Source organism: Paenilisteria newyorkensis, from assembly GCF_000766145.1.
GTDB lineage: Bacteria > Bacillota > Bacilli > Lactobacillales > Listeriaceae > Listeria_A > Listeria_A newyorkensis.
The window spans coordinates 142,863-168,176 of the sequence record NZ_JNFB01000045.1; the positions used below are offsets into that span (position 1 = coordinate 142,863).

Consider the following 25,314-nt stretch of genomic DNA (forward strand, 5'->3'; position numbering starts at 1 on the left):
AAAAGGGAACATAAGTTCTTGTTTTATTTGGGAATAGAGAGGGGAAATTTTGAGATGTATGATGATACGATTTTAGATGGGGCAGTTGTGAATGTGAAGGATGCGTTATTTGGCGCGAAAGGGGACGGAGAGACGGATGATACGGTGGCGATTCAGGCTGCGATTGATGCGCTGTTTGCGTCGCCGGTTGGCCCGGACTCTACGGTTGCGATGGAAGGGGGCATTGTGTTTTTCCCGCCTGGGGATTATGTGATTACGAAGCCGATTCATTTGGTAAATACGGGTGTCAAGCTGATGGGCGCGTCACCGGTTTCGTCCACGATTGTTCCGCGAGGCGAGTTGGTGATGGATGAGAATGGTGTGAAAAAGCTATTGTTTGACGGGAAAGAAGAGGGAAATGCTGCGATTGAGATTAAGTATATTAACAAAGAGGGCAAGCGGACGTTTATGCGGGATATGAATATTCAAAATCTTGGTTTTGATATGGGGAATGTGAATAAGACGACGATGATTCGAGTGATTCGGCCATATGATTTGTGCCATTTTGAGAATTTGATGTTTGTGAATATCCGCGGGACGGCGATTGCTTGTATGAGTGAATATCCAGATAATATGCAGCCGGAGCCAAAAGGATTGGGGCAGGGCGTGATTTTCCGGGATATTCATATTGATAATAGTGCTACAGTGCTCGACAATTTGAAAAATGGGCAGTATGTGACGTTTAATAAGTTGTTGGATCGGGGACGACCGCAAGATGCAACGTTGCCCGCGATTTATTTGGAGAATGTGAATGAGAGTTATATGGACAATGTAAAAGTGAATGCGACGGGTGTGAAGGTTGATTTGGCTGGGAATGTGGTGCGGGATGCGACGAACCAGACGGCGATTTCTTACGCTCCGAGGTCGGCAGTTTTGATGGAAGGTTGCCAAGGTATGAATATTCACATGTCGTCGTTTAACCAGTTGAGCAAGCCGGCGATTGATATTCGGCGCGGGACGATGGGGAAACAGGGCGCGTCGATTTATCATTTTATCGGTGGGAATACGTTCGAGGAGATTTCAGATTCGGCGATTAGAGTGGACGGAGATGTTGTCGCGGCAGGTGCTGGTAAGAATGTCAGCAATATTATTGTGGAGGAAAACCGGATTCTTGGCAAAAAGCAACCGGAGTACCAGTATGTTCTCGATAATTGCGATTTGGTGACGATTCACGGTCGGACTAGTGTGAAAGTCGGGAAAAATGCGCTGAATACGACGATTTATGCGACAGATGTGAATAAAGCGGATGCGGCGAATCCGATTTTGGGTCAGCGAAAAATTCTTGATGAGGGACAGCGAACGTTGATTATTGGGCGGGAATATCGATTTGATGATTATACGCAAACGCTTGCTATCAATTCTGTCGTGAAGCCGGCCGGAGCAATTTTACCGGTACAAAAAATGGCGGATTTGGCGCGTGCTTCGGTGAATAATGTGGGGAAAGTGGCATTTGTGAGGGAAGGAGCGGGTGCGGCGGAGCAGGATAATTTGATGTATGTCAAAAAATGCTTGGATGGGACGCATCAATGGGCGCGCGTTCAAAGCCAGATTGTGTATACGGAAACGGTGACGCCTGTGAAATATAAACTGAGTGCTTCGTATATCACGGGAACTTACACGGGGAATGTGAAAAAACTGCGTGTGACGGCAACGAATAGTGCTGGGACGGTGATTGATAAGCAAGGTGGCGAATTTTTGGCGGATGGGACGTTTCGTTTCTATTATAAAACAGTGTTGAATAATATCAATTATGATGTTAAACTTCAAGTACTTGGAGCGAACGACGAGATTATTTACAAGACGGGGCTCGAATTAGAAGCGTAAGGAGAGATGCGAAAGTGGCGAAATATCCGACGATTCACGAGGCAGCGCTGAGCTTGAAAGGCGCGACGCATGATTACAAAGAAGAATGGGGCGCTGACCGCTTTTTTGTAGGTGAAAAAATGTTTGCGATGCTTGGAACGAACAAAGAAGGCCGCGATATTCTCACGGTAAAAGTGGAGCCGAATCAGGGCGAGATTTTGCGATCAGAAAACCCAGCGATTATTCCGGGTTATTACATGAATAAGTCGCACTGGGTATCGGTATTATTGGATGAAGAGAATAACGCAGAATTCTTGGCAAAATTGTTGGCGCATGGCTACGAACAAGTCTTGCGAAAACTACCGAAGTATCGCCAAAAAGAGATAGAAGGCTAAGAAAAAGAGATTATCGCCGTCAAAGGGTAGCGATAATCTCTTTTTGTGTCATGATTTTAGATCAGCGAGTTGCGCCCGATCGATATCTTTAAAATCAGCTAAATAATCCGACGCGTCTTTTTTCATTATCACGGTCGCGACGCTTTCTGATTTAGCGTTGACGGTGTTCCACAAAGCATCAGGAACAATCACGATTTTTTTCGCGTAAGTCCGTGCATCGCCGAGTGTGATATTGCCGCCGTATGCGACTGTTTGTTCTTTTTCGCCAATTTGGATTTTCGTCGCGTCACCTTGCGCCAACAGGAGTAGCTTTCCGTTTGTGGCGGGTAGCTCTTTCAAAGCTTCTGTTTTATCCGAATCGACCACTTTCGTGAAAGCTTGCTGTTTTTGCATTTTCTTCGCATCCGATTCTTTTATGAAAACGGTCAAATTATCGCCATCACCGTCTTGTTTTGCCTCATAAATAGTAGATGAATCGATATTTTCCTTATTACTAGCAATCGTTTTTGTCACCTGGTCATGACCGCCGTAGACAATTAAGCCTTTCGCTTTATCAAAAATACAGCCGGATAGAGCTAGTAAAAGCCCGCCCAGAACCATTCCAATCAGTAAAGTTTTTTTCATCTTATTCCCAACTCCTAAAATAGATTGAGCATTTCTCTTAGCTCTTAAATCTATCTTACCGAACTTCAAGGCATGCTTCCCGCGATTTACGTGACACTATATGTAGTTTTTCTTACGTTTTTGTAGGAAGGATGTCATTTTGCGTATAGACGAACGATTTTTGCATTCCATTTCGAAAACGTTCGATAATTCATTGACTATTGCCAGGACAAACGGTACAATTAGGAGTGGAAAAAGCTTGCGAAATCGAGCTTAAAAGACCAATTAAATGAGGTGTTTAGATGTCTTCAGTTGTTGTTGTAGGAACACAGTGGGGCGATGAAGGAAAAGGGAAGATTACGGATTTTCTTTCCGAGAATGCGGAGGCTATCGCGCGTTACCAAGGCGGTAATAACGCAGGCCATACGATCAAATTTGATGGAGAAACGTACAAATTGCACTTAATTCCATCTGGTATTTTTTACAAAGAGAAGATTAGTGTTATCGGAAACGGGATGGTTGTTGATCCGAAAGCGCTTGTGACAGAGCTAAACTATTTACATGAAAAAGGCGTAAGTACGGAGAATTTGCGTATTTCGAACCGCGCGCACGTTATTTTGCCGTATCATATTCGCATTGACGAAGCGGATGAAGTACGTAAAGGTGCTAACAAAATCGGTACAACGAAAAAAGGGATTGGCCCAGCGTACATGGATAAAGCCGCGCGTGTTGGTATTCGTATCGTGGACCTTTTGGACAAAGAGACTTTTAAAGAGAAATTAGAGCATAACTTACAAGAGAAAAACCGTTTATTGGAGCGTTTCTATGAGTTGGAAGGCTTTAAAATAGAAGACATTTTAGAAGAGTATTACGAATATGGTCAGCAATTTAAGCAATATGTTTGCGATACATCGGTTGTGTTGAATGACGCGCTGGACGATGGAAAACGTGTTCTTTTTGAGGGTGCGCAAGGGGTTATGCTGGATATTGACCAAGGTACATATCCGTTCGTAACGTCGAGTAATCCGATTGCTGGTGGCGTAACGATTGGTAGCGGCGTTGGCCCTTCAAAAATTAACCACGTTGTCGGCGTTGCAAAAGCTTATACGACGCGTGTTGGTGATGGCCCATTCCCGACGGAGCTTGATAATGAAATCGGCGATAACATTCGTGAAGTTGGCCGTGAATATGGAACGACGACTGGCCGTCCGCGCCGTGTTGGCTGGTTCGACAGTGTTGTTGTCCGCCATGCCCGCCGTGTGAGTGGTTTGACGGATCTTTCCTTGACGCTTTTAGACGTTTTGACAGGCATTAAGAAATTGCAGGTCTGCGTCGCGTATGAGTTGGATGGCAAGGTTATTGAAGAATTCCCGGCGAGTTTGAAAGAATTAGCTCGTTGCAAACCGGTATACGAAGAATTAGACGGTTGGGAAGAGGACATTACGAATGTGAAATCGTTGGATGATTTACCAGCGAATGCGCGTCATTACATGGAGCGTATCGCCCAACTGACCGGCGTTCAGGTTTCGATGTTCTCGGTAGGACCGGATCGTTCGCAGACGCATGTTGTGAAGAGTGTTTGGCGATTATAAAGCTGAAACGGCCCGTTCAGCTCCGAAAAAAACTGGAGCGACCGCAGTAAAAATCCTCTTTTGATTTTTATGGAGGGCGTGAAGTTTTCGAGGAGTTGGCCGTTGAAGCTAGATTTCGAAGACGCAGAACGTGATGTAGAGCATGGATTACATGCTCACTGCGTTCTCATGCATATTGAGGTTCTAAATCGGCAAGTAATGCCTCATAAGAACCACAACAAAGCTGAAAGAGCCCGTTAGCCTCGACAGAATTTGTTAGGGGGCGCAGTGAAAACCCGTACTTGGTTTTTGCGGAGGTCACGAAAATTCCGAGAGGCTGGCTCTTGAAGCTGGATTTCGAAGACGCAGAAATAGGAAGAGAAGTTAGGTATTGCGCCTAGCTTCTCTTTTTTAATGTGTACATAATCTCGTTTCCTTCCGCAAAAACTGGATTTAGCGTGAACCCAAGTTTTTTGAGGAGTTGGGTGGAGCGGTCGTTGTTTTTGTGCGTTACGCCGTCGATTTGTTGGAGTTGTGTGAAACCGTAGTCGAGCACGGCTTTTAAAGCTTCAAGCATGTAGCCTGAACCCTGAAATGTCGGCAATAATTCATAGCCTAAATCCGCGCGTGTCTGTTCTTCTGAGAAATTCCAGAGGCAAGCGGTTCCGATGAGTTCGGCGGTTTCTTGTAGCGTGATGGCCCAGAAAATCCAGGTTTCGCGGTCGATTCCTGTGTTTATTTTATCGATAAATGCGGCGGATTCCTCCAGGTTTTGCTGTAACGGGCGGTCTTGAAAAGCGGCGACTTCCGGATTTGATCGCAGGGCAAAAATGGCGCTGGAATCATCGGGGGTTAGTTGTCTTAGTGTGAGTCGCGGCGTTTGGATGATTGGGAATGTCATAGGATTAGCCTCCTTAGGTTGTTTGTTCGATCATAGAACATTTCTTTGTGAAAAGCAATACGTTTATAGTTTACGTATAAGTTAATGTTATTTTTATCTGTTTGACACAATGGTTATCTATTGTATATAATGCAAGTAAGATGGCTTTTTAGTTTGATTAACTTTAGAGTTTATTGTAAGCGTTTTTTTATAAGGAGGAGCGATGTGAAATGTTGAGAGAAGAATATCCGCGACCGCAATTTGTGAGGGAAAACTGGATGAATTTGAATGGGGAATGGGAATTTGCTTTTGATGATGGGGACGTTGGGTTGCGTGAGGGCTGGTTTCGTGGCGATGTGACGTTTGCGAAACGGATTGTCGTGCCATTTGCGTATCAGACGGCGCTTAGTGGGATTGATGACCAGGCGCATCACGAGATTGTTTGGTATAAGCGGGAGTTTGCGCTGGCGGATTTGGACGGTGGCAAGGAAGTGAAGCTGCATTTTGGTGCGGTGGATTATTCGGCGAGCATTTTTGTGAACGGGCAGAAGGTCGGCGAGCATGACGGCGGGCATACGTCGTTTACGCTGGACATCACGCCCTTTGTGGCTGGTGGTGAGGCTGTGACGCTAGTTGTGAGGGTATTTGATCCGCAAAAAGATGAGACGATTCCGCGTGGGAAGCAGAGTTGGACGCCGGAACCGGACTCGATTTGGTATACGAACACAACGGGAATTTGGCAGACGGTTTGGCTGGAAATCGTGGACGCGCTACATATTGAAAAGCTGCGCATGACGCCGAATGTGGACACAGGTATGGTGGAACTCGATTTGAATTTTGCGGGCGGCGTGATTGGTAAGCGCTTACGATATGCGATTCATTTCGGGGAGACGCTGGTTGCTGAGGATGCGGTGACGTTGACGCAAAACCATATACAGCGCGACGTGGCGATTTATCAAAAACAGATTTTCCGCTCGCCGAACCATAATGACGGCTGGAATTGGACGCCAGAAAACCCGAACCTTTTTCAGATTGAATTTTGCCTAGAGGACGATTCGGTGGTGTATGATGAGGTTTCGTCGTATTTTGGAATGCGCAAGGTGCACACGGAGGCCGGCATGGTTTATTTGAACAACCGCCCCTACTATCAAAAATTGGTGCTGGATCAAGGCTATTGGCGTGATGGTTTGTTGACTGCGCCGTCCGATGAAGCGTTGCGTTACGATATCGAGCTCGCCAAGGAAATGGGATTCAACGGTTGCCGTAAACATCAAAAAGTAGAAGATCCGCGTTTCCTATATTGGGCAGACACGCTGGGCTACCTCGTTTGGGGCGAATGCGCGGCGGCACCAGTTTATACAGAAGACGCCGCGACCCGACTGACTCGCGAATGGTTAGAAATTATCGAGCGCGATTACAATCATCCTAGCATCGTGACGTGGGTGCCAATCAACGAAAGCTGGGGCGTACCAGGCATTCACAACAATCGAGAACAACAACATCACACCCAAGCGATGTATCATCTCATTCATTCGCTCGACAAAACCCGCCCGGTAATCTCCAATGACGGCTGGGAAATGACCGAAACCGATATTTGCGCGGTGCATAATTATTCACACGGCCGCGAAGACGAACCCCAGAAGTACGCCGATTTTAGCAGGACAATCCACAACAAAGAAGCCATTTTGAAATCCCAATCCACCTTACGCGCCATTTACGCAGCAGGATTCGAGCACCAAGGCGCGCCAATTTTGCTAACAGAATTCGGTGGCATAGGCTTTCAAACCGGCGACCAGAGCGGCTGGGGCTACACATCCGTGAAAAACGCCGAAGAATTCGTCGCCGATTACAGCCGCGTCATGCACGCCGTCTACAGCTCAAAAGCCCTACACGGCTACTGCTACACCCAACTGACCGACGTAGAAGTCGAAATCAACGGCCTGCTAACATACGACCGCGAACCAAAATGCGAATTAAAGCGGATACGAGAGATAAATGACCAGTATTTCGATCAGATTGTAGAATAGACCACAAACAAGAAGGGCCTCCCAGCAACGAGGCCCTTCCTATCTATGTGTGAAATGTTTGCCAAGCCAGAGCGAAAGTGCTAGAATAAGTCTTGTCGGTAAAAACATTTATCGTACGGGTTGTTAGCTCAGTTGGTAGAGCAGCTGACTCTTAATCAGCGGGTCGTGGGTTCGATCCCCTCACAACCCATTTCATAAAACCGTTTAGGCTGTAGAGCTTAGGCGGTTTTTAGTTTGTGAAAATAGAGGTAAAAAAGTTAAGAAATGGTTTCCATGGGCAGAGCGTGGGCAGAAGTCTAGAAATAGCGATTTCTATTGTATCAAGTTTAGCGCGTATCATATTTTCATATGCCTCTTAATTTGCCTAGATATTTTCTTGATATGCTTCCTAACATCACCTTAAGTATCTCCTCTACTAATAATATATTCTAACCTCTCATTCATTATATAATTCCAGTATCATGTAGCAAGGTTAGCTATAGAACTAAAATACATTATTCCATTTTAAAAACTCAGAAAAGGGCTTTTTTTATGTATAACATATGGTATAATATTTCCATGAGGTACTAAATAAAGGAAGGATTGAGTAAGAAGTGGCAAAGAAAATACAGCTACCGAGTGGGAGATTATCGGAACATGCGACCGCGATTGGGAAGAATTCAGATGCTTTGGCATTTAAACTAAGCCCCAATGTTGCTTATTCCACAGGCACGGCGCAAGAATTAGTCCAGGATTGCATGGAAATGACACAATTTTTGCAAGCGTTTCCGAGTGCATTTGTAAAAGACGGGCAGAACTTAAAGGATGTAGAGAAAGCTTTTGTGGCATCAGAAAAAGCATTGGGACAAATGTTGCAATCAGGATTGGATTTTGTCGGGAAGAAATGATCATGAGGGGGCATAGGGAAGATGGAAAAAGAGAGAAAACTGCTAGAAAAACGATTAGAAGAGAGTGTCAATAAACGCCGGAAATTAGAGGATATTCAGATAGGATTGATTCAACTGAATCGAGATAAAGCGAATATTCTTGTGAACTTTAGTGACGCGTGGCAAGGGGAGAAGGCCGATAAAACGATGAGTAGACTGGAAGACGCGGTGGAAGAGGAATGGCGTGAGACGCGTAAGTACGTGAATGCGTTAGAAGACGAAATCATCGAGGAAAAACGACAAATTCGCATCCAGTTGGAGAAGTTGAAGGAGAATGCGAAAAATGGCGCGCATTGATATTGCAGAAATACATAATTTTGTATCGGTGTTTATCGCTGAATCTAAGCGAGTGCAACAAGAGTTAGAGCAACGAAAGACGGCGATTGGTAGTTTTTTATCCGATTCGGATATTCAAGGAGAAATCGGTGACCAAGCGAAGGCATACTATCGAGACGTGTACTATCCGCTTATTAAGGCTACGAAAAACAGCTTGCAGGATGCGGAGGAACGTTTGAAAAAGTACGTCTCGGATTTCTATTCACAAGTGGATTCCTCGATGAATGCGAAGCTGGATTTGGCACGGATGTATGAGTTACAAGCCGACATGCGGAAGTATGAGAACAAAATAGAGGCATTGAAAGCAGATACGAATTCCGCGGCTAATAGCATGGCTTCCATCGGGAAAAATATTGGGTTACAATTAGGTATGGAAACGGCGATGGGGCAGTTCCGTAAAGAGGAAGAGATACTAGAGAAATATGAGCAGTTTGAAGCTACGCATCGAAATATGTTGCGTGATGTATTGACGGATTTGCACCAAGTGAAACAGAGCCTTGCACAGATAGAAAGTGGTGTTGCGTTTAATGCTTCGTCTCATATGTTCCAGCCAACGAAAATAAAGTTAGGCGCATTAGCTCCGAAAAAAGCGAAGAAGACGTTCAATTTTGATAAATACGAGAAGACATTGCAGGGCAACTATTGGGTGTTGACGAAGAATGGGAAGACCGATGCCGACTGTGCAGAAGCGACGATTGCATATAATGATTGTCTAAGGGAAGGATCTATTAAGGGAGCCGAGAATAAGCAAGAAGATGTAGCTGCTGAAATAATTAAATCGGCATTAAAAGGCATATACTATTACACCGATGCTCCGATTACAAAGGCGCAAAGCTTCTCACTTATTGCTGGAGTTGCAGCGGGAATGGTTGCGATTAGGGGACGTGGAAAAGCTTTCCCAAGAAGCACTATAAATAAAGTCGAATCCGACCTAAAGATAAAGGAATACGGTAAACCAATTGTTATCGAAAAATCAATCAATACAGGGCTAATCAGAAGCTATGTTCGAGATGTGGAACAGCAAACAGGTCGTAAATTGGCAAATAATCAGGTAGATATGTTGAAAAATGCACTTAGAGAGAAAGAATATACAAAGCTGTCTCCGTCCGATACGAAGGTTCATAGGCGCTCTTTCAATAAAGTGAAGAATTCTCTAATCACAGAATGGGAGCTTAAAACTGGCCAAGTTTGGCCAACATATTCTGATGATGTAATATCTGCAAAAAATGGAGCGGCTATTCGAAATAAAGGAGATCTATATGATGCGCATCATTTGATTGAAAATAATTTTGGTGGAGAACACGAATGGTGGAATATTCACCCTGCAAAATTTCCTAATGAGCATCAAGCGGGAATTCATGGGGCAGGTTCACCAGGAAATGAATTATTTAAAGGAGAGAAATAATAATGAAGTATGATTTTTTAATAGCTAATCATGAGAATAAATTTTATCCAGTGGAGCCTCAGACTATTACGGATGCGCAAAGAGATTTAGAAATCTTATTTCCACAAGAATTAATAGATTTTTATCGTAATGTTGGCTATGGTTTTATAAAAGGTTCAAGACAGAATGTGAACAGATTGATGGACCCGTTATCCGTTCGAGATTTTCGTTTAAAGCAAAATGATTTTGAATTCTTCCCTGATATCGAAGTGTATGATGATTTAGAGGATGAATTGATTTTTTTCGAGGCTAATGAAACTGCTATGATATCAATAAAGTTAGTAGACAGTGAGTCAAGCCCAGTTTATTATGATGAATTTAAAATTGCAGATTCTTTAGCTGAATTTCTACAAAAAGTAGCAATGAATGATATGTATTATATGGATTTGGTTGATTGATGACTTTTTTAAGTTCTTGATGTATAAACCGAAAAATGGTGTATATCAGAATATTTGCTGTAAGTGGAAATCATAAGTAGCTCGTATGATTTCCATTTTGCAAGGATTATTTGATATATACTGTTTTTCAACAGCCGTGTCAAATATTTTTGTATAGAATCAAATGATTATTTATGCTGTTGCTAGGGAGCCTATAGTAGCTGTCTCTAGATTAATTAAATTTATTTTTTATTGGTTAGATATTCCAAATGTGTTATAATGTATTATATCATAACACATTTGGAAAGGGGCTATAGATAACTTTTGGCAGATCATATACTAATATTTATAAAGGAAAAGAGTAAATTTTTTTATTTGTTGATACTAATAGGAGCATTGATTTTTGTTCTATTCAATGGGGTTAAAGTAATATTCACGCATGATGCAGCTATTTTTCAGTTCGCATTCATAGTTTTTAAACATATACTCAGTCTAAGTACTGTCATTATATTGGTTATAGTTACAATGTTATTACTGAGACATAGCAATGCAGTATCTAATGAGAGAGAACAAGATTACCTGGAGAGACAGGATGTGCATATAGAAGTTGATAATGATATTGTGGGTTTAGAAATCAAAGAATATTATACCAGATATACTGGGAAGCATGTGGATATCAGAGTTAAAAATCTATATCATGGAAGTATAGTGTCTATAAAAGGCACTTTAAATTTCTATACATACGAAAATGATAGGATTTACTCTATTCCGATAGAAATCGATAATCTTTTTTTAAAGCAGAATTATAAGGTTTCTGACTTTAATCCTAAACACCGTGCTATTAATTCTTTTGCATACTATGAATTTTATATTAAGGAATTGAAAACAGAGACAAATAGTTTTAAGGATATTAGATTAGTAAGCAGAAGAATAATACACACTTGGTTCTATGAGTTAAATATGAAACAATTCTCTGACCATTTTATTGGCAAGCTTAAAGTAAGATATAATTTAGTATGGCTCAAGGAAAAAAGAATTAGAATCAGATCTTGGATAAGATTTTTTTGTTCTAAACAGGTTTATAGAGTTGAACATAAACCAGTAGTTGAATTTTTTGAATTAATGTTCCGTATAGCGAAAATAACCATGTTAGTTGTGTTTTTCATACTTGTTTTATTAGGCTTAATGTTTGTAATTTATGATTTGAGTAGCATGATTATAGAAATCACAAAATTATTAATATCGAAATGAAATCCATTTTGTGTAAGGAAGCTAAATCGTGTGTAAGTGGAGGCTTTCTTAATACAAAAGCTAGGGAAGGTGTATTAGAAAATACAACTAACAAGTGGAGAGTTTTCCGAACCTACGACAGCGATTGAGAGGAGTCCATCTGTAATTTGATTTATATTTAAGGTTGAGTTGCTGTTATAACGGAATATATAAATGATACGCGTGGGGGCAGTGATTGTAGTGCGAGATAAAGGCGAAAGTCTTCAGGTTGATGAATATATTCGGATTAGAAATCTTATCGAAAGAAAAGGCTGGGGCGCAACAAGCAGTAATGGAAGTATGTTTATAAAAAGAGCTATAAGTCTATATTCAAAGTTAGATACCAAGCAAAGAGATTCATTTCTAGGTTTACTAGAACAATTTGATTTCTATCAAATTAAGGATTATGAGAATTTTTTAGTTGACATATACAGTCAAATGAGGTGGGGAATAGAGGGGCTAGAGAAGATTTTAATAATACCTTTGGAGAAGCAGGGGGAGCTGAATCTGAAAAGTGGTAGTTTAGTTGCATACTTGTTTAGAACGACTCTAATAAAGTACATAGATGAGCGCTTCTTTGAGAATAAATCTTTAGTAATTAAAGTTAAGCACAGATTGACGATTGAGGATGTGAACGAATACGCAGAGAATCCAAATGCAAGAATCGTATTTGTAGATGACTTTATAGGGACGGGTAGGAGTACCACCGAAGTTATAAAGTCGTATAAATTAATGGGACTGAATGAAGAAAATGTGTTGGTTTTAACATTTATTTGTCTACAGGCATCTATAGATAGATTTAATACATGCAAATTCAGATTTATGTACTCGACGAAAGGTAAGACGCTTAGTGATGTCTTTTCCGAAAAAGCAGATTTAGAAGAAAAAAGGATGCTTTTTAAGCAGATATCTAAAAAAATAAATTCACCAAAGGGATATATGAGCGGTTATAATAAATCGGAAGCACTATTAGCCACTATCCGTACGCCTAATAATACCCTCCCATTCTTTTGGCGCGATAACAAACAAAAAAAAATACAATCATTATTTCCTAGATAAATTATGTAAGGAGAGGCATGTATGGACAAAAAAAGATATCAAAAACTTTGGAATTTGGCATTTCTAAAATTAGTTATGAATGAAAAAAGTGTAGCATCAATTATCCCAGAAGATATAGATAAATTTGAAGAAAATTTGGAAAGGCTTAAAAATAATAATATTATTTTAGATGTTGATAATGGCATTACAATTACAAATAAGGGATTGGAGTATATAGATCAGATAGAGAGGGAACTAGATTTAATGAAAATAGATAAGTTTATTTTCCCTGAATTTGAACATATTGTTGATAAGCTTGATGAAAATGAGATATACTTACCTTGAGCCTTTTTATTAGCTAATAGTTTTTCTGTGTTTAGAGAAGAACATATGCGTCTGATTTCAGCGTGTATAAAGAGAACCTTGTTTCAAGCTATTCATTAAGAACATCCACCACAAGGGATTGTGGAGTCTGTTCTTAATGAAGTATATCGCAAAACAGCGATATACTTGCACTAGCCTTGATTTTGCAGCTATCGCATTCTAACTAAGCGTCCTAAGTTATTATGCTCAATCTCCAAAATCAAGGCTAGTACAGATAATAATTTAAAAGATGTGATAAAAAGGCTCATTTTGGGGGATTATGATGGAGTGGAACGAATACAAAGATAGATTCACTAAGAAGGCTGAGCAATCTGGATATAAAGAGAGCTATATAGAAAAAAACTTAGCTTACGCTGAAGTTATTGTGAAAAAGGGGTATCCTATTATTTATGATGTGGTTCACCTTTCTAAACTTGTAGGTGTTTCATATGAATATATTTTTAAAGTTTCTAATGCATCTAAGTATTTTTATCGTAGATTTGAAATTAAGAAAAAGAATGGTAAAAAAAGAACTATACATGAGCCACTTCCATTGTTAAAGTCTGTACAGATGTGGATTCTAAGAAATATTTTGGAAAAAAAAGAAGTAAGCATTTATGCAAAGGCGTATAAGAAGGAAGTTTCATTGAAAGAAAATGTTAGGTTCCATAGAGGACAGAAAATTGTGATGAAGTTAGATGTATTGGATTTTTTTTCTTCTATAGAACCTAGATTTGTAGATAACTTCTTCAGAAGTATTGGGTATAGTAAGAACTTGTCAAGAGTATTAACTAATATTTGTGTGCTTAATCATGGTTTACCTCAAGGTGCACCTACTAGCCCATATTTATCCAACATTGTAATGTATAACTTGGATAGAAAAATATCCAGTTACTGTAGGGTAGAAAAAATACGATATACGAGATATGCCGATGATATGACCTTCTCTGGGGATTTCAAACCTGCGAAAATAATCCATTTTTTAAAGAAAGAGTTATCAAAGTTAAATTTGGAATTAAACTATAAGAAAACCAAAATACTCAGACAGAATGATAGACAAAATGTAACAGGTGTAGTGGTTAATCAAAAAATTCAAATTGATAGAACTACTAGGAATAACTTGCGTTTAGAGATGTATTTTTAAAAAAAAAATCAAAAGAAACATTTGAGTAATGCTTGTGAGGCTGGGCAGGAAAGAAAATATTTGATAGGATTACTAGGCAGGGTGAACTACGGTTTGCACATAAATGAAAAAGATACTGTTTTATTAAATTATAAAGAAATAATATATGAAGTGCTTTCTCGCTACAGAATATAAATAGCTCAGAAGCATTGTGAACTATATTACTTTTTTGCTTTTAACTCACATTAAAAATGCAAAATAAACAGCAACTTGTAAATAACCGCTATAAAAACCATGCAATTTCACAAACTAGATATAGCAATAGCAACGATTATAGAGTCTAATTTCATTTTTCGTGACTCTTAATCAGCGGGTCGTGGGTTCGATCCCCTCACAACCCATACACAGAATGAAAAGAGCCTTCGCTAAACGCGGAAGCTCTTTTTAATATAACAAAAACTACCTACTCATTACCTTACTTTTAACATTCGCTAAAGAATCTGCAATTTTCAATGTAGCTTTGACGGCTTTTCGATTCAAAGTACCTCTATAATGCTTGATTTTAGCGTTCATTTTCTGATTTTCATCAATACTCATCTGTAGCTTTTTACTAGTCTGCTCAAGTTCTTTTTCAATCGTTTCATTTTTTTCTTGATGCTCGGCTATCTTTTGTTTAAATTCCGTTCTTTCATGTGAAAAAGAGCTTTTAACCTGTTTCAGCTGATCATTCACGCGATTCACGTGGTATCTTAACTTGAAATCACTACGCTCTTGCAATAAATTAGAAGTCACTTTTATGCGTTCTAACATAGTTTTGGCATCAAGTACTGTAATCGGTTCTGCGCTAGCCGGAAAATCAATTGATTGGACGAGCTCATCTAATGGGGCAGTTTTACGATTCCGGTCATCTTTGTATATATGATCCAGCTCGTTTGTCTCCAAGAAATCAATGTAATTATCGAAATTCCGCGCCTGTACTTTTTCGGCGGATTTCAAATCTACTTTACTTAAGAGGTCATACACATCGGTTACGCCATCTAATTCATCAATCGTGACGTGCGTAAGGGCGTGATAGGAAGCTAATTCTCGCATTCTAGCATCTTGCACAAAAGAAATATTGGGCGTTCCAACAATTGTCGGGATAACGTTACCATGCAATCGTGAACCGATACTAAAATCAACATTTTTAACAAAGTCATACCAACTCGGCATACTCGTAAAATATTTCACGCGGCCTTCTTGGTAATATTTATGATCAATGGCTGTAGGATAACCCGGAATATCGCTAAAAATGTCAGGTCCTCCTGCAAACATTAAATGGAACTCATCTAAGTGTTGCGGAATAAAATAATAGTCTTTATGGGTCTCAATCATACTGTTCAAAAATTGTACAGCCACTTCTGAAGAAATCGGAGAAGCATTGATTGCAATAGAAGATTTTTCGGTCAAATGGACGTCTCTTATTTTTAACTCTCGCCCAAAAGTATAGAGAGATGGGCAACCAATAACGCGATAATCGACGCCTTCATTAAATCCTAATTTTTTTAAATAATCAGCTGTGATTTGTCCACGTACTCCGATTTGAGACGATTTTTCAAGCACTGCTTTGACAAAATTGGTAACGTCTTCATCAAATGCAAAACCTGCGTCCAATTGGGGCTCATAGTTTGCGCGTAATCCAACACCAGTAACCACGACTGGAATTTTCAATCGGCGAATTAATTCCGTATAATTTCGCAACGTAGGCCGAAAGTCATCGCGAAAAGCGTCTGCTAGTGGGATAACGTAGAGATCATAATTCGCATTAATCTTATCCGCTAAGTTAGGATTAGAAGAAAGACCATCCGCATGTATTTCCACATTGTCGTTCCATAGTGTTCGGTAGATACTGTATTGATAAGCAAGATTGCCATTGTTAAACCCTGTACGATCTTTTAAATACATATCTTCAGCTGTATAAACATTGGTGGGGCGCATTCCAGATCTAATGAGTATTTTCTTCATTAAGATGCCACGTCCTTACAATTTTTATAATATATCCTATTTGAGTATATCAAACTGCTATCAGTAAGGGAAATTTTTAGTAAATAAATTGCTATTTGATATACTTATCGAGCTAGAATAACTATAAATGTATCAAAAAAAGCTATTTTATCCCTCGTTACAAGAGACAAAACAGCCTTCCTCATCACCCATTCCCCGTAATCAAATTCCACACCAACAGCACCAAAGCTAAAACTAACAATAAATGTATTAACTTCCCACCGATGCGTAGAATCAGACCAATAACCCAAATCACAAATAAAACCACAATAATCGTCCAAATAATTCCTGACATATGTAACCTCCTCAGGCTCTGCCGTCCTTATCTTTACCACTCTGCAAAAAGGTGAAACATACGAATTAGTAAGGTAGCAAACCGGAAATATGCTAAAATAAAGCAAATCTCAATAAAAAGGAATGATAAGCATGAAAATCCACATAACATCTCAAACCGAATCTGACATCCCAGAACTATGGGAAATCGAAAAAAGTGTGATGGTGAAAGGAACCACCCCGCATGTCGTGACCGAAAACGATTATGAGCAATTCAAAAAAGACGTCATGACGCAAAATATGCTCGTAGCTAGAAAAGAAGACGGAATCGTTCTAGGATCTCTCGTCTATCACAGTCCAGGGCTAGCCCCATCTCGCCAAAAACAATGGCTTTTCGGCATCTCGGTAGCCAAACAAGCGCAGGGGCAGGGCGTTGGAAGACAGCTGATTGAACATTTAATCGAGCTCGGTAAACAAAATAACATCGGCAAAATTGCGCTTCGGGTCATGGCTACCAACACGAATGCCCTCCACTTTTATCAACATCTTGGCTTTGAGCAGGAGGCCTATTTTAAGCGTGAATTCTGGGAGGACAATCAATGGTTAGATGACTACCAGTTGGCCTATTATCTTGATTAGTCGCTAAAATTCATCTATTTCCCAAAACCATGGTATAATCTTCTGGGAGGTATATCATGACAAAAGATGTTAAATTTAGCAATATAAAAGGGATTCTCATCTTCTTAGTAGTACTCGGCCATTTATTACTCATAGTCAGAGGCGGCATGGAGTCGCTCATCCTGCTAATCTACGCATTCCACATGCCAGCATTTATTTTTCTGAACGGCTATTTCGCGAAAAACGTGACTTGGAAAAAGGTATTAAATCTACTTTTGCTATACATAATCTTTCAATCATTCTACGCGGTCATAACATACGTCACACATTACGGCGAAATATTCACGTTCCGCTTCACAACGCCAATTTTCCACTTATGGTACTTAGTCAGTCTAGCATGTTTCTACGCAGTCGCAATCCTGCTCCACAAAATCGGGAAGTATCGGATCTGGAGCATGTTCATCATAGCGGGTATCTTAGTCGCTAGCGTCGGAATTCGCTGGTGGGCAACAGGTTTCCTAATCGAAAACCCGACAATTTCAGGCCAATTCCTATCCATCCAGAGAACATTCGTATTTTTCCCATTCTTCTTGCTCGGTTTCTACATCAACAAAGAGACGATGGACAAATGCAGCGTGGCGCTAGGCAACTTCAAATTCAAAGCACTACTCAGCGCAGTTCTGATTTTCATCATCGTCTACGTGCTATCCAACAACCCACTACGATTTGAAAATGCGTTTTACGGCTTCCTGCAATCCAGCGCTTTTTCCAACACGATCCTGCAATTCCTAAAAATCGAGTTCCAGCAATACATCATCGCACTTATCATGATTACGATTCTATTCATGCTCGTCAACAATCGCGAAAGCACACTCACAAAATGGGGCGATAATTCACTAGTCATTTTCCTGCTCCATCCGATATTTTTCTTCATCATTCGAATGTTCGCCGCGGATTTCACGACTTGGAACCCCTTCGTAAAACTCGCTTTCATCATCTGTATCTCGATTTTCGCATGCAGCTCGTTGGTTGCCATTAGCAGTCATATTCGCTGGCTACTGAACCCTCTAGACAGCATTCAAAAACTCCGACGCACCGAAATATTGGAGGAAGAAGCGTAATCCAAAATAAGCATGAGCGCAATCAGGCTCGTGCTTATTTGTCGTTCGCCTTATAAATTGGTATAGCCTTATTCGGCATGTGATTTTCCTAGCTGCATTCAACGTATAAAAAAATACATTTGCGACATATAACCCTACGAATATACACATATATTCACAAACTCGGGACATTTGTTGTATGTCCGTCCTATTTACCCGATGATTCAGCCTATTCATATATAAAATTAAAAACATAGTAATACCCTTTATCTATCAATGGTTACAAAGAAAAATAAAAATTATAAGCGTTCTTCTTTGTCGAATGGGTAATTTCTGTGGTACAATAAACTCAAATGATAGCGTTTACATTGTGAAATAAAAAAGTATGGTGTTTGGATTCGTTTTGCTGTATGATAGAAGAATAATCTTGAAAGACATTGTTTCACAGAGGCTCGAGATGTTGCCTGATTGGTAGGGTTTCATCTGGCCAATAATAAGGGGGAAATACATATGTCAGAAGAACGAACATTAGAGAGAGGCTTAAAAAATCGTCATGTGCAGTTGATAGCGATTGGGGGTGCGATTGGGACTGGTTTGTTCCTTGGTTCTGGGAAATCGATTCATTTAGCTGGTCCGTCGATTCTGTTTGCCTACACGATTACTGGGATTATTTGTTTTTTGATTATGCGTGCGCTTGGTGAATTGTTACTATCAAATTTGAATTATCATTCTTTTGTCGATTTTGTTTTTGATTATCTTGGAAATGGAGCCGCGTTCGTCACAGGTTGGACGTATTGGTTCTGTTGGATTTCGATTGCGATGGCGGATTTGACTGCGGTCGGTCTTTACACACAATTTTGGTTCCCGAATGTGGCGCAATGGGTTCCAGGGCTAATCGCGTTAGTTATTTTGCTCGTGATGAACCTTGCAACCGTAAAGCTGTTCGGCGAAATGGAATTTTGGTTCGCGCTAATTAAGGTTATTGCTATTTTAGCCTTGATTGTCGTTGGTACATTTATGATTATCAAAGGATTTTCAACGGATGCAGGTGCGTCTAGTTTTACTAATCTATGGAGTCACGGCGGTTGGTTCCCGAATGGTGCGAGCGGCTTTATCCTGTCGTTCCAGATGGTTGTATTCGCCTTTGTGGGCATCGAGCTCGTCGGTCTGATGGCTGGTGAAACGAAAGATCCTGAGAAAGTTATTCCAAAAGCGATCAACAATATCCCAATTCGGATTATTATCTTCTATATTGGTGCGTTAATCGTGATTATGAGTATTTATCCGTGGAATGACATTAACCCGGCGCAAAGCCCGTTCGTGCAAGTTTTCGCGGCACTCGGAATTGCGGCAGCTGCGGCAATCGTTAACTTCGTCGTCTTAACTTCGGCAGCATCAGCGTGTAACAGTGCGGTTTTCAGTACGAGTCGTATGGTTTACTCACTAGCTAAGGAAAAAAATGCACCATACCCAATGACAAAATTAACATCGCATAAAGTTCCGGCAAATGCGCTGTTCTTCTCCACAATCGTTATCTTGATTGCAGTTATTCTGAACTACGTGATGCCAGAAGGTGTGTTCACGTTAATCACGAGTATTTCGACAGTGTGTTTCTTGTATATCTGGGGAATCACGGTTATCTGTCACATGAAATATCGCAAAACACGCCCAGAACTTGCAGCGAAAAGTAAATTCAAAATGCCGTTATATCCAGTTGCGAACTACGTTATTCTCGCGTTCCTTGCGTTCATTCTAGTCGTTCTAGCATTGGCGGAAGACACACGCGTGGCACTGTTCGTAACACCGGTTTGGTTCGTACTTCTGGTTGGGATTTACTTTATTCGTAAAGCTAGAGGGCAGAAGCAAGAACAGAATGCGACAGATTTAGACTAATATATAGATAGTAGAAAACGCTCCTTTCGAGGGGCGTTTTTGCGTTAAACTTGAATAAATCCTTTTTCAGGCGCAAAATAGGGTATATAGAAAGTAAAGCGTGCAGATTAGGGGAATGTTGGATGGATTCGGTGATTTTAATTACGATTATTATTGTGATTGTTGGCTTGGCCTTCGATTTTATAAATGGCTTTCATGATATTGCGAATGCGGTGGCGACGAGTATTTCGACGCGTGCGCTGAAACCGCGGGTAGCGATTGGGATTGCTGCTGTGATGAATTTTTTCGGGGCGATTTCGTTTACGGGTGTGGCGGTGGCTTTGACGTCGAGCATTGTGGATCCGTTTGCCTTGAAAAATGGGGAATTCGTGGTTTTATGTGCGCTGATTTCGGCGGTGATTTGGAATTTGATGACGTGGATCGCGAAAATGCCGAGTAGTTCGTCGCACGCGCTGATTGGGTCGATTGCTGGTGCTTCGATTGCTTCGGCGGGGAGTTTTGGCGTGCTGAATTGGAGTGGATTCACGACGATTATTATTGCGTTGATTATCTCGCCAATTATCGGTTTTTCGGTCGGATATTTGATTTATTCGCTGTTCAAATTCATTTTTCGGAATAAGAAGTTGGTACAGACGAATCGGCATTTCCGGATGGCGCAGATTGGCACGACGGCGATGCAGGCCTACGCGCACGGAACGAATGATGCGCAGAAGACGATGGGAATTATCACGCTGGCCTTGATTGCGAGCGGTTTGCAGACGGATTCCACGATTCCATTCTGGGTGCAAGTGAGCTGTGCGGCCGCGATGGCGCTCGGTTCATCGATTGGCGGTTATCGGATTATTAAAACGGTAGGCACGAAAATCATGAAAATTGAACCGGTGACTGGTGTTGCGGCGGATCTAGGCTCACTTTCGGTAATCATGAGTGCGACGCTAATCCATTTGCCAATCAGTTCGACGCAAGTGATTGACAGTTCGCTGATGGGCGTTGGGACCGCGAATCATAAGAAGGAAGTTAACTGGCGGACTGGGAAAAGTATGCTGGTGACGTGGATGATTACATTGCCGTGTGCGGGTATAATGGCGGCGGTGGTTTATTGGATTAGTGCGGCAATATTTTTGTGAGTGGAAAAAGAGTAGTATGGAGCAGATTATTGGTTTTACACAACGACGAACATAATAATTAAAGGGTCGAGAATAGTCGCTGCCGTGTTGTGGCAACTATTCTCGACCCTTTTTTTACAAAAACAACACCATATGCTCTTCATCAAAATACGTGCCATCCAGCTTCAAAGCGCGTTTCTCGAGACTGTAAGGTACAAATCCAAGCGAGGTATAGAGTTTTCGTGCCTGCTTATTATTCGTAACGACGGATAAATAAACTTGCTCGATGCCTTCTAGTTGTTGCGCCTGCTCGATTGCAGTGCCGATTAAGGCTTTGCCGACGCCGCTGCCACGTCTTTCTGGGGCAACGTACATCGCGACGATATTGGCTCGGTGACGCGTTTTGATACGTTCTTCTCGAATTAAAGTCACGACGCCAACTAAATTCCCGCCTGAAAATGCGCCGAATGTCAGGGAATATGGGGATTGGAAGCGGATTTCGTATTTTTGTAAGGCGGTGTATTTCTCTTCTTCAAAACTTGTCGCAAAAGCTGCGGGACTTTCTTGCAGGGCTTGGAGTCTGATTTTTACGTATTGATCGACATCTGCTGTGGTTAAAAGCCTGATTTCCATTTTTTCACCCCTGATTCCAAGTTTTTAATACTTAGTCAGTAATGATCCTGCTGCTTCGTCGATAATGAACACGACATTTGGATGTTTTTGCAAAATGGATGCTGGGCAATCTTCGGTAATTGGGCCTTCGAGTGTTGCTTTTACGGCCTCTGCTTTTCTTGTGCCAGAAGCGGTTACAAGGATTTGTTCTGCTTCCATCATATCGGCAAGACCGAGCGTCAGCATTTGTTCTGGTGCTTCTTCGCGTGTCACTTTGTAATAAAGCATCGTGCTATTAATCGTGGAATCGTCGCTATCTGCTAGGAATAAACGGGAGTCAAAAGGTGTTCCAGGCTCGTTCGCGCCTAAGTGAGCGTTTACACCAAGTCCGAGAATTTGTAAATCACGTTTATTGTCACGCAAAATCTTATTATAGCGCGCGATTTCTTCGTCAAAACTGGATAAACTACCATCTAATAGGCCGATTTCGCGTGGTTGCTTTTTAATTTGATCGTAGAATTTTTGGTGCATGTAGCTGTATACGCTGAATGAGCTTTCGCGCGGGGCGATAAATTCATCGAGGTTCATCATAAACACTTTTTCGATGTCGACTTCATCATTATTGATGCCTTTTACGAGATTTTCGAACATACCGTCATAACTTGCGCCGGTTGTTGTGTTGATTACTGGGTTTTCTTTGGAATCGATGACTGCTTTTACAACGTCATACGCTTTTTCGGACATTTCTTCATATGTTTTTGTACGGATTATTTTCATTAGTTCTCCTCCTTGTCGATTAACTCCAGAATACCGTGTTTTGGGTGATTTTGCAACATTCAGATTTGCATTAGAGTGAACTGGAAGGTGTATACTGAACTTGTTGAAAAAGCAAGATTGCACGCTGTTATTGTTTTTAATGACTAATAATCGAATGAATCTATGTGAAAAAGTGCTTGGTTTCGCTTACAAGGACTTTTTGCCGTGGAATTGTCACATTTGAAAAATGGTAAATTGGGGGATAAGGAGTGTTTTTTGGTCGATTTTTAGTGTGGGAAACTCTATTTTGTGTCGGAGTTGCTAATTCGGAAAATGGCGGGAAATGTTGAGATGTAATCTTTTATAATATTGGTGGAAAACGATGAAATATCTTGAAATTTTGTGTTTTTGGTGGAAAATGCAATTGTTTCGCGTGATTTGGCGAGGTATACTTTCTTTATCTGAATCAACACGTTATGAGTTGTTTTGGAATTATGTTGTTGAAAGGGAGTTGATTTTGTGAAACGGAAAGTAGTGTTTTTTGCTTTTGTGATGATGTTGATGTTTGTTTTTGGTGGAGTGATGAGGGTTCAGGCGGCTGAGGTGATTCAAGTGGATCGGTTTATGGAGAAGGATAATAAGGCGGCTGCGACGGGGAATGCGCTTGGATGGGCGAAAATTTTGGAAGCGATTAACCTGAGTGATGACAGTACGACGATTCAGTTTGGGACGGGGAAATATTATGTTGATAATACGTTAAAAGTCCCGTCTAATGTGATTATTAAAGGGGCGACGGCGAATGCGAAAGATAGTGAATTAGTTTTCACGGCGCCGAAGCAAGGGTTGACGACAGAGGCTGCGAATCCTACGAGCCCTAAGTACATAAAGAATGTGTTGATTCGCGATATAAGCATTCGGTATGAGATTGATCCAGTCATTATGAGTGGGCATGCGTACGCGTTTTCTTTGATTAATTTTGCGGGGGATTATAAGGATGATAGTACATCGCTTGCTGAGCCTTACGAGCGCCTCGATAATATCCAAATGGAGAACATTATTGCGGACGGGAATGAGCAGGCGAACTCGATTATTTATCTGGGTGGGATTAAGAATGGATCGGTGAAAAACTCGGAAATTCGGAATTCTAATTTGCAGAGTGGGATTGCGATGGAGTATTGCCAGACGGTGGTTGTTGAGAAGAATAAGATTGAAAATATTGGTCGTGCGGGTATCGTGATGTATCGCGGGAATGGTGGTAGCGGAACGAAGCAAATCTCGATTATTGGGAATGAAATTCGTGATTGGATGCAGCGCTATGGTACGCAGCATTTTTATGCACCGGCGAACATGGAATATTCAGCGGATGATCGGAAATCGATGGTGGACGGCGGGATTGATAGTTACGGTGCCGCGAATAATAATATTATCATTGATAGCAACCGGCTTATCGGCGGGGAGGGCAGCAATAAATACAATCCGAGCAATATTCAAATCAATAACACCGAGCGAAAAAAGAAGGATCCACAGGCAACGGATTTAAGTTTACAGCATGAGGTGCAGACGGATAAGGATGGTAAAATTGTAGCGGATAGCGTGGATGCAACGCTACAGAAAAATATGACGGGTTACACGGCGATTCGCTTGTCTGGGGCGGAGAACGTGCGGGTTACGAATAATTTTGTCCAGTTGGATAGTTATGATAATTTTGCGTTTATGGCGCTGTATGAACGGGATCGCCAAGGTGTGAAAACAACGCCGAAAAATATTATTATTAAAAACAATGATTTCAATGCGAGTGGTAGGATTCGTTATCCGGTGCGAATTTTGACGGGCGCGGTGAATAAATCGCGTGGTATTAGTATTGAGAACAACCGTTTCGACATTGATGGGTTGGTGGATAATTATTATAAGGTGATGGTGGAGGTTCGGAATCCGGTGGAACTGCTGAGTGTTACGGATAATAAGGCTTCCTGGGATAAGCAAATCAATGGCTGGGTAACGGTTGCGGATACGACGACTTCGAACTATATTAATAACCTCTTGATTTGGGGGAATGCTGGTACGAAGAAGACGGATGCGACGCGGGTGTTGAATAATACGATGCCGTCGACGTTGCGGATTGCGCCACTTGAGCTTCCGAATCCGGTGACGCCGTTTATTGGTAATTTATACACGGGATATGCAGATTATAAAGTCGGCGAAACGAATATTAAAGGAATGTTGGTGAATAATCAAGGGCGCTATCAAATCGTGATGGTCGTTATTAATGGCATTGGTATCAAAAATGCGACAGTGAACCCTGATGGGAGTTTCTTGATCAATGTGAAAGCGAACAATATAACGAAGGATATGCAAGTTGCGGTGCGCTATCGGGTGAATGGGAATGAGACGTATGATTCTGAGATGCAGGTGAAAATTACAGAATAAGGGATCAAAAACACGTCAATCTGTGTTGGAAAAATAGTTGCAAGATGAAGTGAGTGTGTGCTATACTCAGGTTAGAGAAAAGAATGTGGGCAGGCACATGGTCAACTCGATATAAATGTCAGACATAAGGGCTGACTGTTGGCGAGCAACGGAAAAACCTGCCATGTGGAGAGAAGAGTAGCACTAGCTATTCTTCTTTTCTTTATCTAATTTTCATGAGTCTAGTGGTAGTAAGTCAAGTGAAAAGGAGTAGTTATTCGAGTAAAAACTTCGTTTTAAGACCGAACAAAAC

23 protein-coding genes and 1 tRNA gene are annotated in these 25,314 nt (G+C 41.1%); 18 read left to right on the plus strand and 6 right to left on the minus strand.

Features of this window, described 5'->3' with window-relative positions; translation table 11 throughout:
- Positions 1-54: 54 nt before the first annotated feature.
- Positions 55-1,863 (plus strand): glycosyl hydrolase family 28-related protein, encoded by a 1,809-nt coding sequence (locus tag EP58_RS15705; protein WP_036094768.1) that lies wholly within the window; start codon positions 55-57, stop codon positions 1,861-1,863.
- 14 nt (positions 1,864-1,877) lie between these two features.
- On the plus strand, positions 1,878-2,237 hold the full coding sequence (locus tag EP58_RS15710) for an MmcQ/YjbR family DNA-binding protein (protein WP_052164941.1): 360 nt from the start codon (positions 1,878-1,880) through the stop codon (positions 2,235-2,237).
- A gap of 48 nt (positions 2,238-2,285) precedes the next feature.
- Here EP58_RS15710 and EP58_RS15715 read toward each other — a convergent pair whose 3' ends face one another.
- The gene (locus EP58_RS15715) at positions 2,286-2,861 is read right to left on the minus strand and encodes a lipoprotein BA_5634 family protein (protein WP_036094769.1); all 576 of its coding nucleotides are present in this window, start codon (positions 2,859-2,861) and stop codon (positions 2,286-2,288) included.
- A gap of 281 nt (positions 2,862-3,142) precedes the next feature.
- Between EP58_RS15715 and EP58_RS15720 the strand changes: the two genes are divergently transcribed.
- On the plus strand, positions 3,143-4,432 hold the full coding sequence (locus EP58_RS15720) for an adenylosuccinate synthase (protein WP_036061244.1): 1,290 nt from the start codon (positions 3,143-3,145) through the stop codon (positions 4,430-4,432).
- 376 nt (positions 4,433-4,808) lie between these two features.
- Here the strand turns inward: EP58_RS15720 and EP58_RS15725 are convergent, their stop codons facing one another.
- A complete protein-coding gene (locus EP58_RS15725) occupies positions 4,809-5,312 on the minus strand; it encodes a GNAT family N-acetyltransferase (protein ID WP_036094770.1) in 504 nt (167 codons plus the stop codon).
- A 209-nt stretch (positions 5,313-5,521) separates the two neighbouring features.
- Here EP58_RS15725 and EP58_RS15730 point away from each other — a divergent pair, with 209 nt between their 5' ends.
- The 10 genes from EP58_RS15730 (at position 5,522) to EP58_RS15775 (ending at position 14,215) form a co-directional block, all read left to right on the plus strand.
- Positions 5,522-7,318: a glycoside hydrolase family 2 protein gene (locus tag EP58_RS15730; RefSeq protein WP_036094771.1), complete on the plus strand. Its 1,797-nt coding sequence runs from the start codon at positions 5,522-5,524 to the stop codon at positions 7,316-7,318.
- A 117-nt stretch (positions 7,319-7,435) separates the two neighbouring features.
- Positions 7,436-7,508: transfer RNA gene (locus EP58_RS15735), tRNA-Lys, on the plus strand.
- 403 nt (positions 7,509-7,911) lie between these two features.
- Positions 7,912-8,205 (plus strand): DUF3130 family protein, encoded by a 294-nt coding sequence (locus tag EP58_RS15740; protein WP_036094772.1) that lies wholly within the window; start codon positions 7,912-7,914, stop codon positions 8,203-8,205.
- A gap of 21 nt (positions 8,206-8,226) precedes the next feature.
- Positions 8,227-8,541 carry a hypothetical protein gene (locus EP58_RS15745; protein ID WP_036094773.1) on the plus strand — a complete coding sequence of 105 codons (315 nt, stop codon included), beginning with the start codon at positions 8,227-8,229 and terminating at the stop codon, positions 8,539-8,541.
- Entirely contained in the window at positions 8,528-9,985 is a 1,458-nt protein-coding gene (locus EP58_RS17835) for a T7SS effector LXG polymorphic toxin (RefSeq protein ID WP_036094774.1), read from the plus strand. The genes EP58_RS15745 and EP58_RS17835 overlap by 14 nt, the downstream gene beginning before the upstream one ends.
- 2 nt (positions 9,986-9,987) lie before the next feature.
- Complete coding sequence (locus EP58_RS15755) at positions 9,988-10,422, plus strand: SMI1/KNR4 family protein (protein WP_036094775.1); 435 nt, start codon at positions 9,988-9,990, stop codon at positions 10,420-10,422.
- 573 nt (positions 10,423-10,995) lie between these two features.
- Complete coding sequence (locus EP58_RS15760) at positions 10,996-11,652, plus strand: hypothetical protein (RefSeq protein WP_137657326.1); 657 nt, start codon at positions 10,996-10,998, stop codon at positions 11,650-11,652.
- Positions 11,653-11,871: 219 nt separating this feature from the next.
- Positions 11,872-12,729, plus strand: a complete 858-nt coding sequence (locus EP58_RS15765) for a phosphoribosyltransferase-like protein (protein ID WP_036094777.1) — start codon at positions 11,872-11,874, stop codon at positions 12,727-12,729.
- A gap of 21 nt (positions 12,730-12,750) precedes the next feature.
- The gene (locus EP58_RS15770) at positions 12,751-13,053 is read left to right on the plus strand and encodes a hypothetical protein (protein ID WP_036094778.1); all 303 of its coding nucleotides are present in this window, start codon (positions 12,751-12,753) and stop codon (positions 13,051-13,053) included.
- Between the two features lie 301 nt (positions 13,054-13,354).
- Complete coding sequence (locus tag EP58_RS15775; protein WP_052171478.1) at positions 13,355-14,215, plus strand: retron St85 family RNA-directed DNA polymerase; 861 nt, start codon at positions 13,355-13,357, stop codon at positions 14,213-14,215.
- A gap of 438 nt (positions 14,216-14,653) precedes the next feature.
- Here EP58_RS15775 and EP58_RS15780 read toward each other — a convergent pair whose 3' ends face one another.
- Both EP58_RS15780 and EP58_RS17390 read right to left on the minus strand, forming a co-directional pair.
- Complete coding sequence (locus tag EP58_RS15780; RefSeq protein WP_036094779.1) at positions 14,654-16,198, minus strand: polysaccharide pyruvyl transferase family protein; 1,545 nt, start codon at positions 16,196-16,198, stop codon at positions 14,654-14,656.
- A gap of 184 nt (positions 16,199-16,382) precedes the next feature.
- Positions 16,383-16,532 carry a lmo0937 family membrane protein gene (locus EP58_RS17390; RefSeq protein WP_112859896.1) on the minus strand — a complete coding sequence of 50 codons (150 nt, stop codon included), beginning with the start codon at positions 16,530-16,532 and terminating at the stop codon, positions 16,383-16,385.
- A gap of 131 nt (positions 16,533-16,663) precedes the next feature.
- Between EP58_RS17390 and EP58_RS15785 the strand changes: the two genes are divergently transcribed.
- The 4 genes from EP58_RS15785 (at position 16,664) to EP58_RS15800 (ending at position 21,248) form a co-directional block, all read left to right on the plus strand.
- Complete coding sequence (locus tag EP58_RS15785; RefSeq protein WP_036094780.1) at positions 16,664-17,149, plus strand: GNAT family N-acetyltransferase; 486 nt, start codon at positions 16,664-16,666, stop codon at positions 17,147-17,149.
- A gap of 56 nt (positions 17,150-17,205) precedes the next feature.
- Positions 17,206-18,249, plus strand: a complete 1,044-nt coding sequence (locus EP58_RS17125; RefSeq protein ID WP_052171479.1) for an acyltransferase family protein — start codon at positions 17,206-17,208, stop codon at positions 18,247-18,249.
- 489 nt (positions 18,250-18,738) lie between these two features.
- Positions 18,739-20,121 carry an amino acid permease gene (locus EP58_RS15795; protein ID WP_036094781.1) on the plus strand — a complete coding sequence of 461 codons (1,383 nt, stop codon included), beginning with the start codon at positions 18,739-18,741 and terminating at the stop codon, positions 20,119-20,121.
- Positions 20,122-20,243: 122 nt separating this feature from the next.
- Entirely contained in the window at positions 20,244-21,248 is a 1,005-nt protein-coding gene (locus tag EP58_RS15800; protein ID WP_036094782.1) for an inorganic phosphate transporter, read from the plus strand.
- Positions 21,249-21,362: 114 nt separating this feature from the next.
- Here EP58_RS15800 and EP58_RS15805 read toward each other — a convergent pair whose 3' ends face one another.
- Both EP58_RS15805 and EP58_RS15810 read right to left on the minus strand, forming a co-directional pair.
- The gene (locus EP58_RS15805; RefSeq protein WP_036094783.1) at positions 21,363-21,860 is read right to left on the minus strand and encodes a GNAT family N-acetyltransferase; all 498 of its coding nucleotides are present in this window, start codon (positions 21,858-21,860) and stop codon (positions 21,363-21,365) included.
- 24 nt (positions 21,861-21,884) lie between these two features.
- On the minus strand, positions 21,885-22,616 hold the full coding sequence (locus tag EP58_RS15810) for a glucosamine-6-phosphate deaminase (RefSeq protein WP_036094784.1): 732 nt from the start codon (positions 22,614-22,616) through the stop codon (positions 21,885-21,887).
- 498 nt (positions 22,617-23,114) lie between these two features.
- Between EP58_RS15810 and EP58_RS15815 the strand changes: the two genes are divergently transcribed.
- Positions 23,115-25,022, plus strand: coding sequence for a right-handed parallel beta-helix repeat-containing protein (locus EP58_RS15815; RefSeq protein WP_036094785.1), 1,908 nt, complete (start codon positions 23,115-23,117; stop codon positions 25,020-25,022).
- Positions 25,023-25,314: the final 292 nt, after the last annotated feature.